Annotated in this window: 18 protein-coding genes; 6 read left to right on the top strand and 12 right to left on the bottom strand. The window is 69.7% G+C overall.

What is annotated here, in order from left to right; translation table 11 throughout:
* Positions 1 to 3: 3 nt before the first annotated feature.
* The 7 genes from dctA to ACO06I_RS20610 all read right to left on the bottom strand — a co-directional run bounded on the left by dctA (position 4) and on the right by ACO06I_RS20610 (position 7342).
* The gene (gene dctA, locus ACO06I_RS20640) at positions 4 to 1272 is read right to left on the bottom strand and encodes a C4-dicarboxylate transporter DctA (protein ID WP_421934495.1); all 1269 of its coding nucleotides are present in this window, start codon (positions 1270 to 1272) and stop codon (positions 4 to 6) included.
* A complete protein-coding gene (locus ACO06I_RS20635; protein ID WP_421934494.1) occupies positions 1269 to 2288 on the bottom strand; it encodes an amidohydrolase family protein in 1020 nt (339 codons plus the stop codon). Before ACO06I_RS20635 ends, dctA begins: the two co-directional genes overlap by 4 nt.
* Positions 2285 to 3151 (bottom strand): DUF1932 domain-containing protein, encoded by an 867-nt coding sequence (locus tag ACO06I_RS20630; RefSeq protein WP_421934493.1) that lies wholly within the window; start codon positions 3149 to 3151, stop codon positions 2285 to 2287. Before ACO06I_RS20630 ends, ACO06I_RS20635 begins: the two co-directional genes overlap by 4 nt.
* Complete coding sequence (locus tag ACO06I_RS20625) at positions 3148 to 4239, bottom strand: 4-oxalomesaconate tautomerase (protein ID WP_421934492.1); 1092 nt, start codon at positions 4237 to 4239, stop codon at positions 3148 to 3150. The genes ACO06I_RS20630 and ACO06I_RS20625 overlap by 4 nt, the downstream gene beginning before the upstream one ends.
* 5 nt (positions 4240 to 4244) lie before the next feature.
* Positions 4245 to 4925 (bottom strand): 4-carboxy-4-hydroxy-2-oxoadipate aldolase/oxaloacetate decarboxylase, encoded by a 681-nt coding sequence (locus ACO06I_RS20620; RefSeq protein ID WP_421934491.1) that lies wholly within the window; start codon positions 4923 to 4925, stop codon positions 4245 to 4247.
* Positions 4926 to 4988: 63 nt separating this feature from the next.
* Entirely contained in the window at positions 4989 to 6161 is a 1173-nt protein-coding gene (gene pobA / locus ACO06I_RS20615; protein ID WP_421934490.1) for a 4-hydroxybenzoate 3-monooxygenase, read from the bottom strand.
* On the bottom strand, positions 6161 to 7342 hold the full coding sequence (locus ACO06I_RS20610; protein ID WP_421934489.1) for a cytochrome P450: 1182 nt from the start codon (positions 7340 to 7342) through the stop codon (positions 6161 to 6163). Before ACO06I_RS20610 ends, pobA begins: the two co-directional genes overlap by 1 nt.
* Positions 7343 to 7476: 134 nt before the next feature.
* On the opposite strand from ACO06I_RS20610, the gene ACO06I_RS20605 reads away from it, so the two are divergent.
* From ACO06I_RS20605 to ACO06I_RS20585, 5 genes are all read left to right on the top strand, one after another.
* Complete coding sequence (locus tag ACO06I_RS20605) at positions 7477 to 9030, top strand: AMP-binding protein (RefSeq protein ID WP_421934488.1); 1554 nt, start codon at positions 7477 to 7479, stop codon at positions 9028 to 9030.
* Positions 9027 to 10235, top strand: coding sequence for a thiolase family protein (locus tag ACO06I_RS20600; RefSeq protein ID WP_421934487.1), 1209 nt, complete (start codon positions 9027 to 9029; stop codon positions 10233 to 10235). The genes ACO06I_RS20605 and ACO06I_RS20600 overlap by 4 nt, the downstream gene beginning before the upstream one ends.
* 65 nt (positions 10236 to 10300) lie before the next feature.
* Positions 10301 to 10966, top strand: coding sequence for a DUF969 domain-containing protein (locus ACO06I_RS20595; RefSeq protein ID WP_421934486.1), 666 nt, complete (start codon positions 10301 to 10303; stop codon positions 10964 to 10966).
* The gene (locus tag ACO06I_RS20590; protein ID WP_421934485.1) at positions 10963 to 11913 is read left to right on the top strand and encodes a DUF979 domain-containing protein; all 951 of its coding nucleotides are present in this window, start codon (positions 10963 to 10965) and stop codon (positions 11911 to 11913) included. The genes ACO06I_RS20595 and ACO06I_RS20590 overlap by 4 nt, the downstream gene beginning before the upstream one ends.
* Positions 11894 to 12904: a DUF2891 domain-containing protein gene (locus tag ACO06I_RS20585; protein WP_421934484.1), complete on the top strand. Its 1011-nt coding sequence runs from the start codon at positions 11894 to 11896 to the stop codon at positions 12902 to 12904. Before ACO06I_RS20590 ends, ACO06I_RS20585 begins: the two co-directional genes overlap by 20 nt.
* Here ACO06I_RS20585 and ACO06I_RS20580 read toward each other — a convergent pair whose 3' ends face one another.
* The 3 genes from ACO06I_RS20580 to ACO06I_RS20570 form a co-directional block, all read right to left on the bottom strand.
* Positions 12905 to 13867, bottom strand: coding sequence for a DUF4097 family beta strand repeat-containing protein (locus tag ACO06I_RS20580; protein WP_421934483.1), 963 nt, complete (start codon positions 13865 to 13867; stop codon positions 12905 to 12907).
* Positions 13864 to 14349, bottom strand: a complete 486-nt coding sequence (locus ACO06I_RS20575; RefSeq protein WP_421934482.1) for a toxin-antitoxin system HicB family antitoxin — start codon at positions 14347 to 14349, stop codon at positions 13864 to 13866. The genes ACO06I_RS20580 and ACO06I_RS20575 overlap by 4 nt, the downstream gene beginning before the upstream one ends.
* 111 nt (positions 14350 to 14460) lie before the next feature.
* Complete coding sequence (locus tag ACO06I_RS20570; protein ID WP_421934481.1) at positions 14461 to 14940, bottom strand: MarR family winged helix-turn-helix transcriptional regulator; 480 nt, start codon at positions 14938 to 14940, stop codon at positions 14461 to 14463.
* A gap of 230 nt (positions 14941 to 15170) precedes the next feature.
* Here ACO06I_RS20570 and ACO06I_RS20565 point away from each other — a divergent pair, with 230 nt between their 5' ends.
* The gene (locus tag ACO06I_RS20565) at positions 15171 to 16241 is read left to right on the top strand and encodes a sensor histidine kinase (protein ID WP_421934480.1); all 1071 of its coding nucleotides are present in this window, start codon (positions 15171 to 15173) and stop codon (positions 16239 to 16241) included.
* Positions 16242 to 16244: 3 nt separating this feature from the next.
* On the opposite strand, the gene ACO06I_RS20560 is transcribed toward ACO06I_RS20565, so the two are convergent.
* Positions 16245 to 18350: a 3-hydroxyacyl-CoA dehydrogenase NAD-binding domain-containing protein gene (locus tag ACO06I_RS20560; protein ID WP_421934479.1), complete on the bottom strand. Its 2106-nt coding sequence runs from the start codon at positions 18348 to 18350 to the stop codon at positions 16245 to 16247.
* Positions 18351 to 18424: 74 nt separating this feature from the next.
* Positions 18425 to 19462: a TRAP transporter substrate-binding protein DctP gene (dctP, locus tag ACO06I_RS20555; protein ID WP_421934478.1), complete on the bottom strand. Its 1038-nt coding sequence runs from the start codon at positions 19460 to 19462 to the stop codon at positions 18425 to 18427.
* Positions 19463 to 19556 lie beyond the last annotated feature (94 nt).

Below are 19556 nucleotides of genomic sequence, written 5' to 3'. Positions count from 1 at the left end.
GTCTTACTTACTAATTTCGAGGCGCGGTGAAAAGCCGATCTGCGGGTCCATGACCGAGCGGTCGATGGCGCCCTCCCACTGGCAGACCACGATGCTGGCCAGGGTGTTGCCCACCAGGTTCACGAAGGTCAGGGCCTCGGCCAGCAGCTTGTGGACCCCCAGGATCAGGGCGATGGCGGCCACCGGGATATGGCCCACCGTGCCAAGGGTGGCGGCCAGCGCCACGAAGGCCGCGCCCGGCACGGCGGCGGCGCCCTTGGAGGTCAGCATCATCACCCCGATCATTCCGGCCTGCTGGGCGAGCGTCATGGGGGTGTTGGTGGCCTGGGCGAGGAAGATCACCGCCGTCGCCAGATAGAGGCAGGTGCCATCCAGGTTGAAGGAATAGCCGGTGGGCACCACCAGCCCGACGACGCCCTCGTCGCAGCCGAGGCCCTTGAGCTTCTGCATCACGCGGGGCAGCACCGCCTCGGTGGAGCCGGAGCCCGCCACGATGGCGATCTCCTCCTTCAGCAGCACCAGCAGCCGCAGGAGGTTGACCCCCGCCGCCCAGGCGATGGTCCCCATCACCAAGAGGACGAAGACCAGGCAGACCGCCCAGAATTCCAGGATCAGCGCGCCCAGCGACATCAGCGCCGCCGACCCGAACTTGCCCACCGCGAAGGCCATGGCCCCGAAGGCCCCGACGGGGGCGGCGCGCATGATGAAGCCGACGACGTTGAAGAAGACCTCGGAGACCCGCTCGATCAGGTCCAGCACCGGCCGGCCCCGCTCGCCGGTCAGCGCCAGGGCGAAGGCGAACAGCAGGGCCACGAAGAGCACCTGCAGGACGTTGGGCTGGGTGAAGGCCGAGACGAAGGTGGTGGGGATGATCCCGGCCAGGAACTGCGGCACGGTCTGGGCCTCGGCCTGCCTGGCGTAGTCGGCCACCAGGCCCGTATCGAGGGCGGCGGGGTCGATGTTCATCCCCGCGCCCGGCTGGAAGACATTGGCCGCGGTCATGGCGAAAACCAGGGCCAGCGCGGTCACGGCCAGGAAATAGGCCAGGGCCTTGCCGGCCACCCGGCCCACCTTGGCGAAGTCCCCCATCCCGGCCACGCCGTGCACCACGGTGCAGAAGATCACCGGCGGGATGATCATCTTCACCAGCGCGATGAAGGCGTCCCCCAGCGGCTTCATCGCCGCCCCCAGCTCCGGGTGGAGGTGACCCAGCAGGGCGCCGGCCACGGTGGCGGCCAGCACCTGGACCCAGAGCTGGCCGATCCACTTCACGCCGCGGCCAGCCGCTTGGCGAGACGGGGGAACACGGTCTTGGCGTTGCCCTCGAAGATCGCCGTCTTGTCGGCGTCGGGGATGGCGCTGGCCTCGATGTAGCGCTTGGTGTCGTCGTAATACTGGCCGCTCTCGGGATCGACGCCGCGCACGGCGCCCACCATCTCCGAGCCGAACAGGATGTTCTTGGCCGGGATCACCTTCAGCAGCAGGTCGATCCCCGGCTGGTGGTAGACGCAGGTGTCGAAGAAGACGTTGTTCATCACCAGCTCGGAGAGCGGTGGCCGCTTCATGTCCTGGGCCAGGCCCCGGTAGCGGCCCCAGTGATAGGGCACGGCCCCGCCGCCGTGCGGGATGATCATCCGCAGGGTCGGAAAGTCCTTGAAAAGGTCCCCCTGAATGAACTGCATGAAGGCCGTGGTGTCGGCGTTGATGTAGTGGGCGCCGGTGGCGTGGAAGGCCGGATTGCAGGAGGCCGAGACGTGGACCATGGCCGGCACGTCCAGCTCCACCATCTTCTCATAGAGCGGATACCAGTGGCGGTCGGTGAGCGGTGGCGCCGTCCAGTGGCCGCCCGATGGGTCGGGGTTGAGGTTGCAGCCGATGAAGCCCAGCTCGGTGACGCAGCGCTCCAGCTCCGCCACCGAATGGGCGGCGGGCACGCCCGGCGACTGGGGCAGCTGGCAGACGCCCACGAAGTTCTCCGGATAGAGCTCCACCACCCGGCCGATCAGGTCGTTGCACAGCCGCGACCACTGCAGGCTGACCGCCTCGTCGCCGATGTGGTGGGCCATGGCCGAGGCGCGGGGGGAAAAGATGGTCAGGTCGGTGCCCCGCTCCCGCTGCAGCTTCAGCTGCGCGCCCTCCAGGCTCTCGCGGATCTCGTCGTCGGAGATGTTGGGCAGGGTCAGGCGGGCCAGCTGATGGGCGTCGCAATTGCAGGCGATCTGCCGCTCGCGGAACGCCTGCAGGGAAGCCGGCGCCGTCGTGTAGTGGCCATGGCAGTCGATGATCATGCCGTCTTCCTGATGATGTGGTCGAGCATGGCGCCCAGGTCGGTTTCGGCCAGCGCCCCGCGATAGTCGGCGGCCCAGTCCTGACGTTGCGCGATGGCCGCGCTCATGGTGGGGGCGACGCCCGCCTCCTCCACGGTGCGGGCGGCCTCGCGCATCTCCTCGGCCCGGCGCACGCCGTGCTCCAGGGAGCGGCTGATCATGTAGCGGGCCGTCGCTTCCCAGTCGGGCAGGGGCAGCAGGTCGGAGAGGGAGGCCAGCACCGTGGCCTCCACACCGTAATGGCGGGCGGCCAGCATGGACTCGGTCAGCAGGGCCTCGATCCCCTTGATCATCACGCTGCGGCACATCTTGGTGGCCGAGGCCTGGCCCACCTGGTCGGAGAAGACCTCCAACCCGGAAAAGCCCAGGGGCTGGGCCAGGTCGGCGAAGGCCTGGGCGTGCGGTCCGCCCAGCAGCATGGGGGAGCCCAGGCGCTTGGGCGGGAACGGGGCCATGACCGCGGCCTCGACATAGCGGCCGCCAGCGCGCTCGATGATCGCCGCCGAGGCCTGCTTCATGCCCGGCGATGCGGAGTTGAGGTCGAGGAAGAAGCCGCCCTCGACTATCGCCCCGGCCACGGAGCGGGCGGCCTCGACATCCTGGGCGGCGGTCACCGCGCTGATCACCAGCGCCGCGCCGGCGACGGCGTCGGCCGCCGCCCCGCAGTCGCGGATAGCGTGGCGCGGCAGGGCGCGGCTGGGCGGACTTTCCGGGTCGGCGAACAGCAGGTCATAGGCCGACAGCTCGGCCGCGCCGCCCGCCGCCAGGTCCTCGGCCAGGATCTGGCCGACCTCGCCGAATCCGATGAGGCAGATACGGGTCATTTGCCGCTCCAGACGCTGGCCGGCACATAGACCTCGCCGGACATCAGCTTGCGGGCTGTGCGCAGCAGGGCCGAGCGCCGGACGCTCACCTGGCCGTCCACCACGGCCACGTCCAGGGCCACGGTGAAGAAGCCGGTGGGGTGCTCCACCTCCAGCTCCTTGACCGCCTCGACGTCGGCGATCCCGGCCACCTCGGCGGCGATGGAGCCGGGGACGACGCAGGCGGTGGCGACGCTGACCGCGCCGAACACGCCGATGGCCTCATGCACGCGGTGGGGAATGAAGTTCCGGGTGCAGATGATCCCGCCGTGCTGGGGCGGCGCCACCAGGCACATCTTGGGCACGGTCTTCCTGGCCACGTCGCCCAGGTTCATCATCGGCCCGACCTGCAGCCGTATCGCCTCCACCCTCTCCTTCAGCTCGGCGTCGGCCTCCAGGGCCTCGGGGGTCTCGTAGCCGGTCTTGCCGAAGTCGGCGGCGCGCATGACCACCACCGGCATGCCGTTGTCGATGGCGGTGAGTTCGATCCCGTCGATCACGTCGCGGGCGTTTCCCGTCGGCAGGAGGGCGCCGCAACTCGATCCGGCCACGTCGAGGAAGTCGGTGGGGATCGGCGCGGCCGTCCCCGGCACGCCGTCGATGCGGGCCTCGCCGTCATAGCGCACCACCCCGCCCGGCGTCTGGATCGCGGCGACGGCGATGGAGCCGGTGTTGACCATGTGGATGCGGACCTCGGTCACCCCGTCCCGGGCGGGAAACAGCCCGGTCTCGATGGCGAAGGGGCCGACCCCGGCCAGCAGGTTGCCGCAGTTCTGGCCCGGATCCACCCGGGGCTCGTCCACCACCACCTGCAGGAACAGATAGTCCACGTCGGCGTCGGGGCGGGTCGCAGGCCCCACCACCGCCACCTTGCTGGTGAGGGGATGGGCGCCGCCCATGCCGTCGATCTCGCGGGGGTCGGGCGATCCCATGGCGGCCAGCAGCACCGCGTCGCGGGTGGCGACGTCAGCGGGCAGGTCCTCGATACGGAAATAGAGCCCCTTGGAGGTGCCCCCCCGCATGACCGTGCATGGGATGGCGGTCTGCATGCGCCTCAAGCCTCGTCGACCCAGACCAGGCCCTTTTCGGCCAGGCGCTCGCGCATCTTGTAGATATCGAGGCCGAGTTCGCCCGCGGCCAGGCGGGCGCGCTTGTCGATCTCGTTGGCCTCGCGGACGCGGGCCTTCTCCGCCACCGAGGCCGCCAGCTCGCGGCGCACCACGCAGACCCCGTCGTCGTCGGCGACGATCACATCGCCCGGATGGATCAGGGCGCCGGCGCAGACCACCGGGGTGTTCACATTGCCGATCGTCTCCTTGACCGTCCCTTGGGCGAACACCGCCTTGGACCAGACCGGGAAGCCCATCTCGGTCAGGACCGCGATGTCGCGGACCCCGGCGTCGATGATCAGGCCGCGCACGCCGTGGGCCTGGAGCGAGGTGGCCAGCAGGTCGCCGAAATAGCCGTCCTCGCAGGGGCTGGTGGGGGAAACCACCAGGACGTCGCCGGGTCTGCACTGCTCCACCGCCACATGGATCATCCAGTTGTCGCCCGGCGCGACCTCGCAGGTCACCGCCGAGCCCGCGATCTTGGCGGGCCGGTAGATGGGCCGCATGTAGGAGGCCAGCAGGCCGATCCGGCCCTGGGCCTCATGGACGGTGGCGACGCCATACTCGGCCAGGGCGTCGATGGCGGCGGACTCCGCGCGCGGGATGTTTCGAACGACGAGCGCCATCTTCGGGTCCTACCTAAGTCGCAATGTTTTATCTAGTTCGTACATTTTGGTCCTCCCCGTCAATCAATAGGGCAGGCCCACATAGTTCTCGGCCACGGTCACCTGGGCGGCGTGGGAGCCGACGATATAGTCGATCTCGGCCCTTTGCATCCGGCGGCCGAAGGCGTCGGTGTCGGGGAAGCGGTGGGTCAGGCCGGTGAACCACCAGGAAAACCGCTCGGCCTTCCACACGCGCGCGAGCGCCTTGGCGGAATAGGCCTCGATCCCGTCGCCGGAGCCCTTGGCGTAGAAGGCGATCAGGGCCTCCGACAGGTAGTGGACGTCCGAGGCCGCCAGGTTCAGGCCCTTGGCGCCGGTTGGGGGCACGATGTGGGCGGCGTCGCCGGCCAGGAACAACCGGCCCCAGCGCATGGGCTCGGCCACGAAGCTGCGAAGGGGGGCGATGGACTTCTCGATGGAGGGGCCGCGGGTCATCGAAGCGGCGGCCTTGGGACCCAGGCGCAGGGCCAGTTCGTCCCAGATCTTGTCGTCCGGCCAGTCCGCCAGGTCGGCGTCCAACGGGGTCTGGATGTAGTAACGGCTGCGGACGGCCGAGCGCATGGAGGCCAGCGCGAAACCCCGCTCGTGATTGGAGTAGATCAGCTCGTGGTCGCAGGGCGGCACGTCGGCCAGGATGCCCAGCCAGCCGAAGGGATAGACCCGCTCGAAGCTCCGGAGCACCTCGGCGGGAATCGAGGGCCGGCTGACCCCGTGATAACCGTCGCAGCCGGCCACGAAATCGCAGTCCAGCCGCTGGGCGACCCCGTCCCTGGCGTAGGTGACGAAGGGCGCGTCGGTCGTCAGATCGTGCAGGGCGACGTCCTGCGCCTCGAAGATCACCGGGGTTCCGCGCGCGGCGGCCGCGTCGTTGAGGTCCTTGGTGACCTCGGTCTGGCCATAGACCATCACCGTCGAGCCGCCGGTCAGGCCCTTCAGGTCGATGCGGTGGATCTCGCCGTCGACGGCGAAGGAGAAGCCGTCGTGGATCAGGCCCTCGCGCCTCATACGGGCGTCGACTCCCACCTGCTCCAGCAGGCGCACCGCCCCCATCTCCAGCACCCCGGCCCGGATGCGGGCCTCGACATAGTCGCGGCTGCGTTGCTCCAGCACGACGCTCTCGATCCCGGCGACGTGCAGCAATTGCTGCAGCAGCAGGCCGGCGGGACCGCCTCCGATGATGGCGACCTGGGTGCGCATCAGGCTTCAAACCTCAAGGGGACGTTCAGCGCCCCGATCTCCGGGAAGCGGGTCGGCTTGATCTCGCCGGCGACCTCGAACCGCCTGGTCCGCGCCAGCAGTTCCTCCAGCGCCACCCGCAGCTCCACCCGCGCCAGGGCCGAGCCGGCGCAGGCGTGGGGACCCATGCCGAAGGCCAGGTGGCGGTTGATGTTAGGACGGTCGAGGATGAACTGGTCGGGATTCTCGAACACCTCCTCATCGCGGTTGGCCGAGGCGTAGACCAGGGCGATGGGTTCGCCGGGGCAGATGGTCTGGCCGCGGATCTGGACCTCCTTGTTGGCGGTCCGCGCAAAGCCCCGGTAGGGCGTGTAGAGCCGCAGATACTCCTCGATCGCCGCCGGGATCAGGGACGGATCGGCGCGCAGTTGGGACTGCAGGTCCTGGTTTCGCGAGAGGTGGACGGCGATCGAGCCGATCATCACGGTCGGCGCGATGATCCCCACCACCAGCACCTGCCGCACCGTGCCGATGATCAGGTCGTCGGGCAGGGGCTGGCCATTGGCGCGGGCCGCCAGCAGGGCGCTGGTGGGGTCGATCTTCGGGTCCTGGGGGTTGGCCTTGCGCTCGGCGATCAGGTCGCGGGCCATCTCGTAGAGCTGCAGGGAGGTGACCTTGACCACGTCGTCGACGGCCGCCTGAACCGCCACATTATAGGCTCGGCCCACCTCGCTCAGGGAGGCGACCCCCGCCTCCGACAGGTTCATCCACTCGGCGAACACCCGGATCGGCAGGTGGCTGGAGAAGTCGGCGCAGATGTCGGCCGAGCCCCGGGCGATCAGCGGATCCAGCAGGTCGATGGTGATGCGGCGGATGGTGGGCTCAAGCGCCTCGGCCTTGGCCTTGGTCAGCAGGGGGTCCAGCGCCTTGCGGTACGGCGTGTGCTCGGGGGGGTCCAGGTGCAGCGGCGGGCGGCGGCCTGTGAAGGCCACCTTGGGCACCACGTTCTGCACCGAGGTGATGAAGGTGTCGAAGCTGGAGGCCGCGTTGCGGACGTCGTCATACTTGGTGAGCGCCCAGAACCCGCCCCAGGCCTCGGTGTGGGCGACGGGGCATCGCGCCCGCAGATCGGCATAGATCGGATAGGGGCTGTCAAACGTCTCCGGAACCAACGGATCGAAGTCGGAGGGTCGGTCAGTCATGGCGTTTCCCCGAAGACCCCTTTGCGCCGGGGCTTCTCAAGTAGTATGTGTCACAAACAATTTGCCGGTAAGGTGGCCTCACGTCCAGAGGCGGCGCAAAAAAGAGGTGGAGAGAGGTGAGGAAGGGGGAGGACATGGACGCGCAAGACGCCTGGCTGTCTCGGGATTTCATCTTCCGCCAGGCCAAGGTGCGGCCCGGCAAGCTGGCGGCCCAGGCCCTGGCCAGCGGCCGCGCCCTCACCTATCGCGCCCTCGAAGCCGAGCTGCGGACCTGCGAATCCTACCTGCGGGCGACCCTCAGCGGCCCCGGCGCCCGGGTGGCGATCCTGGCGCGCAATTGCCTGCACCATATCACCCTCTTCTATGGCTGCCCGAGGGCCGGGGCGGTGTTCCAGCCCCTCAACTGGCGGCTGACCGGCCCGGAGCTGGCGGTCCTGCTGGAAGACGCCACGCCCGAGCTGCTGATCTATGAGGCCGAGTTCGAGGCTGAGGCCCAGGCGGCCCTGGCCCAGGTCCCGGTGGCGAGCGTCCTGCGCCTCGCGCCCGGCGACGACGCCTTCGCCGCGGCCCTGGCGGGCGTGACCCCGGTCGGCGAGCCCGGCCGCATCGACCCGGCCGCGCCCTCCATGCTGCTCTACACCTCGGGCACCACCGGCCGGCCCAAGGGGGTGATCGTCACCCCGAAGACCGCCTTCCATTCGGCCATGAACTACAGCCAGGTGGGCGAGCTCTGCGCCGACCACGCCATGCTCTGCGACGTGCCCCTGTTCCACGTGGTGGGTCTGCTGGCCATCCTGCACGGCAGCTTCTTCACCGGTGGCACGGTGCATCTGGCCGACCGCTTCGTCCCGGCCGAGACCCTGCGCCGACTGTCGGACCCCGAACTCGGCGTCAGCCACTATTTCTGCGTTCCGCAGATGGCCCAGGCCCTGCTGGACGATCCCGGATTCGCCGGCGCCGATCTGGAGGGCCTGCGGCTGTTCACCGGCGGCGCGCCCATGCCGGCGCCGCTGACGCTCGCCCTGCTGGACGCCGGGGTGCGGCCCTCCAACGGCTACGGCATGAGCGAGAACGGCACCGTGCTGGGGGTTCCCCTGGACCCCGAGATCGCCCGGGCCAAGGTGGGGTCGGCCGGCGTCGCGGCGCCGGCCATCGAGGTGCGGCTGGTGGGTCGCGACGGCGTCGACGTGAAGCCCGGCGAACCAGGGGAAGTCTGGCTGCGGGGCCCCTCGGTCATGCCCGGCTACTGGAACCAGCCCGAGGCGACGGCCAAGAGCTTCGCCCCCGGCGGCTGGTTCAGGACCGCCGACGCCGCCCGCCAGGACGAGGACGGCTACTACTTCATCGTCGACCGCTGGAAGGACATGTACATCACCGGCGGCGAGAACGTTTACCCGGCCGAGGTCGAGGCGGCGCTGGCCGACATGCCCCTGGTGGCCGAGGCCGCCGTGGTGGGCGTGCCCGATCCCCGCTGGGGCGAGGCCGGCTGCGCCTATGTGGTGCTGCGCCCCGGAAACGCCCGCGACATCGCCGCGGTCCTGGCGTGGTGCGACGGCCGGCTGGCCCGCTACAAGCGCCCGGCCCACATCCGGTTCCTCGACGCCCTGCCCCGCACGGCGTCTGGCAAGATCCAGAAAGACATCCTTCGGCGCGCCTTCGCCGAGGCCCAAACGGAGTCCCCATCGTGAGCTTTGATCGCGTCGAAATCCCCTATGGCGCCTATTGGTCTACCCCCTTCGCCAAGTGGCAGGGAAGCCTGCAGCACCTGCACGCCATGAAGTTCGCCGCCCATGTGGCCAAGGGCTGGCTGGCCGAGCGGAACATCGACCCCAAGAGCTTCGACACCGGCGTGTTCGGCATGACCAACACCCAGTACCAGTCCTTCTACGGCGCGCCCTGGCCGCTCTACGAGCTGGGCGCCACCCATACGCCGGGCCACATGATCAGCCAGGTCTGCGCCACCGGCGCCCGGGTGGTGTTCGCCGGGGCTTCGGAGATCCAGCTGGGGCTGGCCGACCAGGCCCTGCTGATCGCCGCCGACCGCTGCTCCAACGGGCCGCACATCTACTATCCCGCGCCCAAGGGCCCCGGCGGCTATGGCCAGTCGGAGGACCAGGTCACCTACAACATGATGCACGACGCCATCGCCGGGCACTCCATGCTCGACACCGCCGAGAACGTGGCGCGCAAGTTCCAGATCACCAAGGAGGAGCAGGACGAGGTCACCCTGCGCCGCTACGCCCAGTACCAGGACGCGCTCGCCGACGACCACGCCTTCCAGCGCCGCTACATGACCCTGCCCTTCTCGGTGCCCAAGCATAACTTCAAGGGCGAGGACGGCGTGATGGCCGGCGACGAGGGGGTCTTCGCCACCACCGCCGAGGGCCTGGCCAGGCTGAAACCGACCCAGGAGGGCGGCACCGTGACCTTCGGCAGCCAGACCCACCCGGCCGACGGCAATGTCGGCCTGATCCTCACCACCTCCGGGCGGGCCCAGGAGCTCTCCAAGGATCCGTCCATCAAGGTCACCCTGCGCGGCTTCGGCCAGTCCCGGGCGGACCTGAAGTTCATGCCCGAGGCGCCGATCCAGGCCAGCCAGCGGGCCCTGGACCATGCCGGCGTGAAGATCGGCGACATCGCCGCCATCAAGTCGCACAACCCCTTCGCCGTGAACGACCTGGCCTTCGCCAAGGCCATGGGGATCGATGTCATGGGGATGAACAACTATGGCTGCTCGCTGATCTGGGGGCACCCCCAGGGCCCCACCGGCCTGCGGGCCATCGTCGAGCTGATCGAGGAGCTGGCCATCAAGGGCGGCGGCCTGGGTCTGTTCCAGGGCTGCGCGGCGGGCGACAGCTCCATGGCCGTGGTGGTGGAGGTTTCCAGCCGCTAGCGCCGCCGCCGATGCTTTGAGGTACGACTTGTCCGTTGCGATGAGTCGTACCGGCGGAGGCGCGGATGCTGATCCTGTTGGGGGTGGCGGTGGTGGTGGCGGGCTTCGCGGCCGGCTTCAATCCGCTGCTGGTGGTGATGGTCTCGGCCGTGCTCACCGGCATGGCCGCGGGCCTGGCGCCCCTGGAGGTGCTGGCCGCCTTCGGCAAGGCCTTCAACGAGAACCGCTATGTCAGCGCCGCCCTGCTGGTCCTGCCGGTGATCGGGGTGCTGGAGCGGGCCGGCCTGCAGGAGCGGGCACGCGGCCTGATCGCCGGCTTCAGGTCGGTGACCCTGGGCCGCCTGCTGATCGGCTACCTGCTGTTCCGCCAGCTGACCGCCGCGCTCGGCCTGACCTCCATCGCCGGCCAGGCCCAGACCATCCGGCCCATCGTCGCCCCCATGGCCGAGGCGGCTGCTCAGGGCGAGGGCGGCGAGCTCCCCGAGGAGACCCGCCAGAGGGTCCGGGCCATGGCCGCGGCCACCGACAATATCGGCCTGTTCTTCGGCGAGGACATCTTCCTGGCCATCGGCTCGATCCTGCTGATGGTGGGCTTCCTGGCCCAGAGCGGCATCGTCATCGAGCCCCTGCACCTGTCGGTCTGGGCCATTCCAACAGCCATTGTCGCCTTCCTGATCCATTCGGCCCGCCTGGTCCTGTTCGAACGCAGGCTGAAGGGGCCGGGCGCATGATCAAGCTCGGCTTCGTCTACCTGCTGGCGGGCCTGGTCTTCGCCGCCTTCGCGGTGCTGAGCGCCCGGGACGCCAGCAATCCCAAGCGCTGGATGAACACCGGCTTCTGGGGCCTGTTCGCGCTCAGCTTCCTGGCCGGCGACTGGCTGGGGGACCTGGGCAACGGGGTGCTGGTGCTCTGCATGGCCCTGATCTCCGGCGTCGGCGGCCTGGGACGCGGAGAGCCCGACGGCTCCCCGGAAGCGCGCAAGCTGTCGGCGGAGCGGTGGGGGAACAAGCTCTTCATCCCGGCCCTGGTGATCCCGGCCACGGTGCTGATCGGGACACTCGTCCTGCAGCACGTCGCCCTCGGCGGCGCGCCGCTGTTCCAGGCCAAGCAGGCCACGCTGATCTCGCTCGCCCTGGGGGCGGTGCTGGCGGTGATCACGGCCCTGATCCTGTTGCGCCAGCCCATCCTCAGCCCGCTGCAGGAGGGCCGCCGCCTGATGGACACCGTCGGCTGGGCCGGCCTGCTGCCGCAGATGCTGGCGGCCCTGGGCGCCGTCTTCGCCCTGGCGGGCGTCGGCAAGGTGGTGGGCGACCTGGTGACCACCGCGATCCCCATGGACGGACACCTGGCGGCGGTCGCGGTCTACTGCCTGGGGATGGCGCTGTTCACCATCATCATGGGCAACGCCTTCGCCGCCTTCCCGGTGATGACCGCGGGGGTCGGCCTGCCCTTCCTGATCGTGAAGTTCGGGGGCGACCCGGCGGTGGTCTGCGCCATCGGCATGCTCTCGGGGTTCTGCGGGACCCTGATGACGCCGCTCGCCGCCAACTTCAACATCGTGCCGGCGGCCCTGCTGGAGCTAAAGGACCGCCACGCGGTGATCCGCGCCCAGATCCCCACGGCCGCTCCCCTGCTGCTCGCCAACATGGTGCTGATGTATGTCCTCGCCTTCCGCTGACCTGACCGCCGAGGTCGCCTCGCGTTTCGCCCGCATCGCGCTGGGCCACGTCGAGCGCGAATATCCCAACAAGATGGACCACGTGCTGGACGGACCGCAGGACGCCGTCGGGCCCCGCGAGCTGCACCCCATCTTCTTCGGCAGCTTCGACTGGCATTCCTGCGTCCACGGCTACTGGACGCTGGCCACCCTGCGCCGCCTGCATCCCGAGATTCCCGAGGCCAAGGCCATCGACGACTTGTTCGCCGGCGCCTTCACCCACGAGAAGGTCGAGGCAGAGCGCGCCTATCTGGACCGCCCGTCAGCCCGCGGCTTCGAACGCCCCTATGGCTGGGCCTGGCTGCTGATGCTGCAGGCCGAGCTGATGCGGCACGGCGACGAGACCTGGGCGCGGCGCCTTGCGCCCCTGGCCGAGGCCTTCGCCGACCGCTTCCGCGCCTTCCTGCCCAAGGCCACCTACCCGGTGCGGACCGGGGTGCACAATTCCACGGCCTTCGCCCTGGCGCTGGCGGCCGACTTCGCCAAGGCGACGCAGGACGCGGCCTTCGAGACCCTGCTGCGGGACACCGCGCGGAGCTGGTACGGGGCCGACCGCGACGCCGCGGCCTGGGAGCCGTCCGGCGACGACTTCCTGTCGCCGACCCTGATGGAGGCCGAGGCCCTGCGCCGCCTGCTGCCGCCGGCGGAGTTCCGGACGTGGTTCGCGGCATTCCTCCCGGACGCGGCCCAGGGTGCGCCGGCCAGCCTGTTCACCCCGGCCACGGTCAGCGACCGCAGCGACGGCAAGATCGCCCACCTGGACGGCCTGAACCTCAGCCGCGCCTGGTGCTGGCGGGCGATCGCACAGGGCCTGGACCCTGACGACCACCTGCGCGCCGGGGCCCACGAGGCCGCCGAGCGCCACCTCGCGGCCAGCCTTCCCCACGTCGCGGGCGACTATATGGGCGAGCACTGGCTGGCCAGCTTCGCCCTGCTGGCCCTGACCGCCTGATCAGGCTCTGCGCAGAACCACGTCGCCGGTCACCGCCTGGATGAACAGCTCCACCTGCGGCTCGCCGGCCCGGGGCGCGTCGCTGGCGTCGAGGGCCGACTTCACGTCCCCGGTGACCGTGGAGACGTCCAGATAGGCTGAGGAGCCCTGGGCCACCCCGACCACGATGTCGCCCGAGGCGGTCTTGGCCCGCACCCGCCCGTGGTCCACGCGGGTGACGGAGAGATCGCCGGACCCCGCCGAGGCGTCCACGGTGTCGCCGGCCTGGCGCACCGTGACGTCGCCCGATCCGGTCACCGCCTTGAAGTCGCCGGTGATCTCGCCGGCCTCGATGTCGCCGGAGATGCTGGTGAGGTCGGCGTGGCCGGCGCGCCGGACCTCGATGTCGCCAGAGGCGGTCTTGGCCTTCAGCGCGCCCTCGATCTCGCCGATCACGATATCCCCGGAGCCGGTGATGATCTCGGCGTCACCGCCGATCCGTTTGGCGCTGACGTCGGCCGAGCCGCCCTTGGCCTCGCAATCGCCGTCGACGGTCCCGAACTCGATATCGCCGGAGCCGGTCTGGACCTGGGCGCGGGCCACGTGCTCCAGGGCGACGTCGCCCGAGCCCCCGTGGGTGGAGACGCGGCCGAGCCGGCCCTTGGTCTCCACGTCGGCCGAGCCGGTGTGGACCAGCGCGTCGCTGCCCGTGGGCACGGTGATCACCGCCCGCACCCCGCCGCGAATCTGGAACAGCCGGCGCCGCGGTCGGGGCAGCAGGACGACGATCTCGTCGCCCCGCTGCTCCACCGTCGCCTGGTCGATGAGCTCCTGGGCGTGGGAGTCGCCCAGCATGGCGCTCAGCTCGACCGTCGTGGCGCCGGTCTCGGAGGCCAGGACGGTGACCCGTCCCTGCCAAAGCTCGACCCGCAGCTTGACGGGATCGGGGGTCTGGAAGCTGTGCATGGAAATCTCCCGGGTCATCGCGCCCATCCCTGGATGCGCTTGGACGAACGGTTGCGGCCCGGGGCTCCGGGTCCGATGGGGGCCGATCCGCCGGCCGCGGCGCGGGCGGCGTTGACCAGCCAGGTGTTCAGCGACTGGCCGCGTTGGCCGGCCAGCTCCTCGGCCCGGACCTTCAGGGTCTCGGGCAGGCGCAGGGTGATGCGGGTGACGGCGTCGTCCCCCTCCTCCTCGCCGTTCTCGACGATGGGGGAGGCCACGGCGGCGCCGGAGACCACGAAGACCGGCTCGCGGCCCTGCAGGCGCACGTCCACCACCGGCCCGCCGAGCTCGGCGGTGATGTCGGCGGCGGCCTGGCTCAGCGCCTCCATCAGGGCGAGACGCACGGCGGGTTCAAGGGCCATGGCCAGGCGCTCGGCGGCGGCGCGGGTCGCCTCGCCCCCGGCCTCGGCGGCGTTGGTCAGATCCTGACGCAGGGCGTCGACAAAGGGCTTGATGTCCATGGGCGTCAGTTAGACACCACTATGGTGTCACGTCAACACCATCGTGACGCAGGCATGCGAAAGCCCGCCGCGGACGGCGGGCTTGCTGCAGTCTCGGGACGGCGGCGGCCGTCAGACCTGGTTGTGAATCCGACTCAGGAAGGCCACCAGGGTCTTCAGTTCAGCCGGCGTGAAGCGGGCCTTGAAGCCTCGCTCATGCTCCTCGATCGCGCGCTTGGCGTCGGCCAGCATCGTCTGGCCAGCCTCGGTCAGGTAGAGCTCCTGCCGGCGGCGATCCTCGGTGGAGCGGCGCCGGATCACGAAGCCCCGCTGCTCCAGGCGGTCGATCATGGCCATCATGGTGGCGCGGTCGGTGCCCAGGGTGGCGGCCAGGTCCACCTGGCTGACGGCGGGATTGGCGCCGATCAACTGCAGGGTGGCGCACTGCTTCTGGGTCAGGTCCAGGGCGGCCAGGGCGGTGGTGAAGTCCCGATAGACGGCGACATGGGCCAGACGCAGGTGGAAGCCCAGCAGGTCCGGCAGGCCGTCGAGGTCCAGCTTCCCGGTGTTGGCCAGCCCCGGTTCGGCGGCGAGGATTTCGATATCGCTCATGGGGGGAAGGATACCGGGGAAGCGACGCATCACAAACGATTGTTTGCACTGCAGCGACGGGGAGCCGCAGGCCGGCCGATTTCCGCGTCCCGACACCTAAGCGGCGCACCCGACACACAGAACCATGCCACGACATTGGGAGATAAAGGGCGTACAGCTTCGGCGTTGGCTCGCCTGCGCGGCCGATCGTGGAGATCCTGGCGATCAGGATCGGATAAATTCCCCGCCCCATGAAGCCTTCCCTCCAGGGAATCGAAGACGCCCAGACGCTGGCCCAGGCCATTGTCGACACGATTCATGAGCCGCTGCTGGTGCTCGACGCCCAGTTTCGCGTGCTGGCGGCCAGCCGGTCCTTCTACGAGATCTTCCAGGTCGACCCCGAGCACACCATGGGGCGGCTCCTCTATTCCCTGGGGGATGGCCAGTGGAACATCCCGGCCCTGCGGCTGCTGCTGGAGACCATCATCCCCGAGCACACGGCCATGGACGGGTTCGAGGTCGAGCACGACTTCCCCGGCCTCGGCCACCGCAACATGCTGCTGAACGCCCGCAAGGTGATCTATCAGCGCAGTTCGGACACCACGATCCTGCTGGCCTTCACCGACATCACCGCCCGGCGGCTGATCGAGCGTGAGAAGGCCGAACTGCTGGAACGCACCGAGGACCTGCTGGGACAGAAGCAGGTGCTGCTGCAGGAGATGCAGCACCGCGTGGCCAACAGCCTGCAGATCATCGCCAGCATCCTGATGCTCAAGGCCCGGGCGGTGACCTCCAAGGAGACCCGCGACCACCTGAAGGACGCCCACCAGCGGGTGATGTCGGTGGCCGAGGTCCAGGCCCACCTGCACGCCTCCGGCGGCCTCGACAAGATCGAGGTCGGCGCCTACCTCAGCAAGCTCTGCAACAGCCTGGGCGGCTCGATGATCGGCGAGGAGCAGCCGATCGAGCTCGAGGTCACGGCGGACGGCGGCCTGATCGGCTCGGACAAGGCCGTCAGCATCGGCCTCATCGTCACCGAGCTGGTGATCAACGCCGTCAAATACGCCTTCCCCGACACCAAGGCCGACGCCCAGATCCTGGTCTCCTTCGCCAGCGACGGGGACGACTGGACCCTGACCGTCGCCGACAACGGCGTCGGCAAGGTGGCCGACCCGGTCCGGACGAAGCCGGGCGGCCTGGGCACGGTCATCGTCGAGGCCCTGGTCAAGCAGCTCGAGGCGAAGATGGATGTCCGCAACGGGCCGGGCATGACCGTCTCGATCCGGCGGGGCGCCATGGCGACCGTGCCGCGTGCGGCCTGAGGCCTACTTCCGGCTGGCGTCGTAGGCCTCGAAGCTGCCGCCCTCGCGGGCCAGCTTCACCAGCAGGTCGGCCGGCTTCCAGTAGTGGCCGAGCAGCCTGTGATAGTGCTCAACCCGCTCCAGCACGTGCGCGAGACCGAGCGTGTCGCCGTAGAACATCGGCCCGCCCAGATGGCGCGGGAAGCCGTAGCCCGAGGTCCAGACCACGTCGATGTCCTTGGCCCGGTAGGCGATCCCCTCGTCCAGCAGCTGGGCGCCGACATTGACCAGGGGCAGCATGCAGCGCTCCTGGATCTCGGCGTCGGTGATCTGGCGCGGCGCGATCTTCCGGTCAGCGGCGAGCTGGGCGATCAGGGCCTCGGTGGCCGGGTTCGGATGGGCCGTGCGATCGCCCGGATGATAGAGGAACACGCCCTCCCCGGTCTTCTGGCCGAACTTGCCCTGGGCGGCCAGCGCATCGGAGACCGCGAAATAGGGGTCGGGCCGGGTCTGGTGCTTGAACAGCTCCTCGCGGACCTTGTAGCCCACGTCGACCCCGGCCATGTCGTTGACCTTGTTGGGACCCATGGCGAAGCCCAGGGCCTCGACCGCTGAGTCGATCTGGGCCGCGCCGGCGCCCTCCAGCAGCAGCTGCTCGGCCTCGCGGAAATAGCCCTCCTGCATCATCCGATTGCCGATGAAGCCGAAGGCGTCGCCGGAGACCACGCCGATCTTCTTCAGCTTGCGCGCGATCTCCAGGCTGGTGACCAGGGTCTGGGAGGAGGTCTTGCCGCCCCGGACGATCTCCAGCAGGCGCATGACGTGGGCGGGCGAGAAGAAGTGCAGGCCCACCACCTTCTCCGGCCGGCTGGTGACGGAGGCCAGTTCGGTCACCGACAGGGTCGAGGTGTTGGAGCCGAGGATGGTGTGGGGCGGGCAGACCTTGTCCAGCTCGGCCAGGATCTTCTTCTTGAGGTCCATGTCCTCGAACACCGCCTCGATCACCACGTCGGCGTCCCTGGCGTTCTCCAGGCCGACGGCGCCGGTGATCAGGCCCATGCGCTGCTCAAGCTCGTCCGGGGTCATGCGGCCGCGCTGGACGGTGACCTCATAGTTGCCGCGCACCACGCCCAGGCCGCGGTCCAGGGCCGCCTGGCTGACGTCGATCAGCACGGTGGGGACGCCGGAATTGGCCAGGCTCATGGCGATGCCGCCGCCCATGGTGCCGGCGCCGACCACGGCCGCGGCGCGGATCGGTTCGGGGTCCATGGCCGGCAAGCCGGGGATCTTTCCCACCTCGCGCTCGGCGAAGAAGATGTGGCGCAGGGCCAGGCCCTCGCGGTCCTTCAGGGAGGCCCGGGAGATGACGTCCTCGGCCTTCAGGCCCTCGGCCAGGGGCAGGGTCGTCGAGGCCTTGACGGCCTCCAGGGTGCGGAACTGGGTGGTGCGGCCCTTCAGGGCGCGGGCCTGGCTGGCCAGGTAGGCCTCGATCTCAGGCTCGGAGAAGCCGGCGGTGTCCACCGGGCGGTCGCCGGTGCGCCGCACGGGCGCGCCCTCGTCAGCCAGGGTCTGGGCGTAGGCGAGGCCACCGTCCAGGGGCGAGCCCTCGACGATGGCGTCGATGATCCCCTGGGCCTTGGCCTTGGCGGCGTCGACGGGCGCCCCGGCGATCATCATCTCGAGGGCCGGACGGGCGCCGATCAGGCGCGGCAGGCGCTGGGTGCCCCCGGCGCCGGGGACGATGCCGAGGGTGATCTCCGGCATGCCCATTCGAGCGTCGGCGGTCGCCACGCGATAGTGGCAGGCGAGCGCCGTCTCCAGCCCGCCGCCCATGGCCGTGCCGTGCAGGACGGCCACCACCGGCTTGGCCGAGGCCTCCAGCCGGTCGAGGGTGGCGTAATAGGTGGGGGCCTCGATGGTCCCGTTCAGCTCGTTGAGGTCCGCGCCCGACAGGAAGGTGCGGCCGGTGCAGGCCAGCAGGATCACCTTCACCGCAGAGTCGGCCAGGGCCTTGTCCAGGCTCTTCCAGATCCCGTCGCGCACGGTCACGTCGATGGCGTTCACCGGGGGGCGGTCGACGAGGATCACGCCGACGTCGCCACGGACATCGAAACTGACGGTGCTGCTCATAGGGGCTCCCCGGGGTCGCTTATTGTAAGTTAGGCAAATGATTTTCATCGCTGCCTAACACCAGGGCGCGGGGCCTAGCAAGCCTTGACCGGCGTCCCCTGGGCGATCACCGCGCGGGCCTTGCGGTAGATGGCTTCCCCCGGCAGGCCGTACTCGGCCAGGCGCCGGGCGTTCCTCAGGGCCTCGGCGTCATAGGCCGCATCGAAGCGGGCCTGCTCGGCCGGGTCGACGGGGACGATGGACATCCCCTCGGTGCGGGCCATGGCCATGCCCTCGGCCTCCGCCTTGCCGATCTCCCGGGCCAGGGCGGCCTCCCAGACCGGGGTGGCCTCGGTCAGGACCTGGCGCAGGTCCGGACTGAGGGTGCGCCAGCGCGCGTCGGAGATGGCCCGGGCCGGATAGGCGCCGCGGCTGACCTGCAGCAGGGAGAGATGCCGGGCCACCTCGTTGAAGTGCAGCGACTTCACCGCGTCGGCCGGCGCCACCACCCCGTCCACCACCCCCTTGGAGATGGCCGAATAGACCTCCCCCATGGGCATGGTGACCACGTCGACCCCCAGGGACTGGAGCACCGGCGTCAACTCGCCGGGCGCCCGCAGGCGCAGGCCCCGAAGGTCGGCCAGGCCACGCACCGGTTTGTCGCGGGTGAGCACATTGGGCAGGTTGCCCCCCTGCACCGCCAGGACGTGCACGCCCGCCATCTCCTGGCCGAAGATCGGGAAGGCCTGCTCCAGGCAGCGATAGACCGCCACCTGGTCCTCGATGGTCCTCACCCCGCCGTAGAAGCCCGCCTGGGTCTTCATCACGTGCATGCCCGAGCGCATGTAGATGGGGGTGATCAGGGCGATGTCGGCCACCCCATGGCGCAGCTCGATGACGCTCTGGTCGGAGCTGATCAGGGCCCCGCCCCAGAAGGGCTGGATCTTGAGGCGGCCGCCCGACGCCCTCTCCACATGCTTCATCCAGATGATGTCGGCGCGGCTGAAGGGGTGGTTGGGCGAATAGGGGGAGGCGTATCTTAGCACCTCCACCCCGCCGGCGGGCTTGGCGGGCGCGCAGGCGGCGAGCAGCATCAGGGCCACGACCATGCCGATCAGCTTCCTGCCCGTCATCCTGGGTCTCCCTGTGCGCGGTTGGCCCCGCGTCCGTCGGCCGCAATTTGGTTCAGGTCTCAATCGTTTGCAAATTAAACAATACGTGTCTAAT

The organism is Phenylobacterium sp. (assembly GCF_965229015.1).
Lineage (GTDB): Bacteria > Pseudomonadota > Alphaproteobacteria > Caulobacterales > Caulobacteraceae > Phenylobacterium.
Note: the sequence above shows the minus strand (reverse complement) of the source record. Positions and strands in the feature narration are given on the sequence as shown.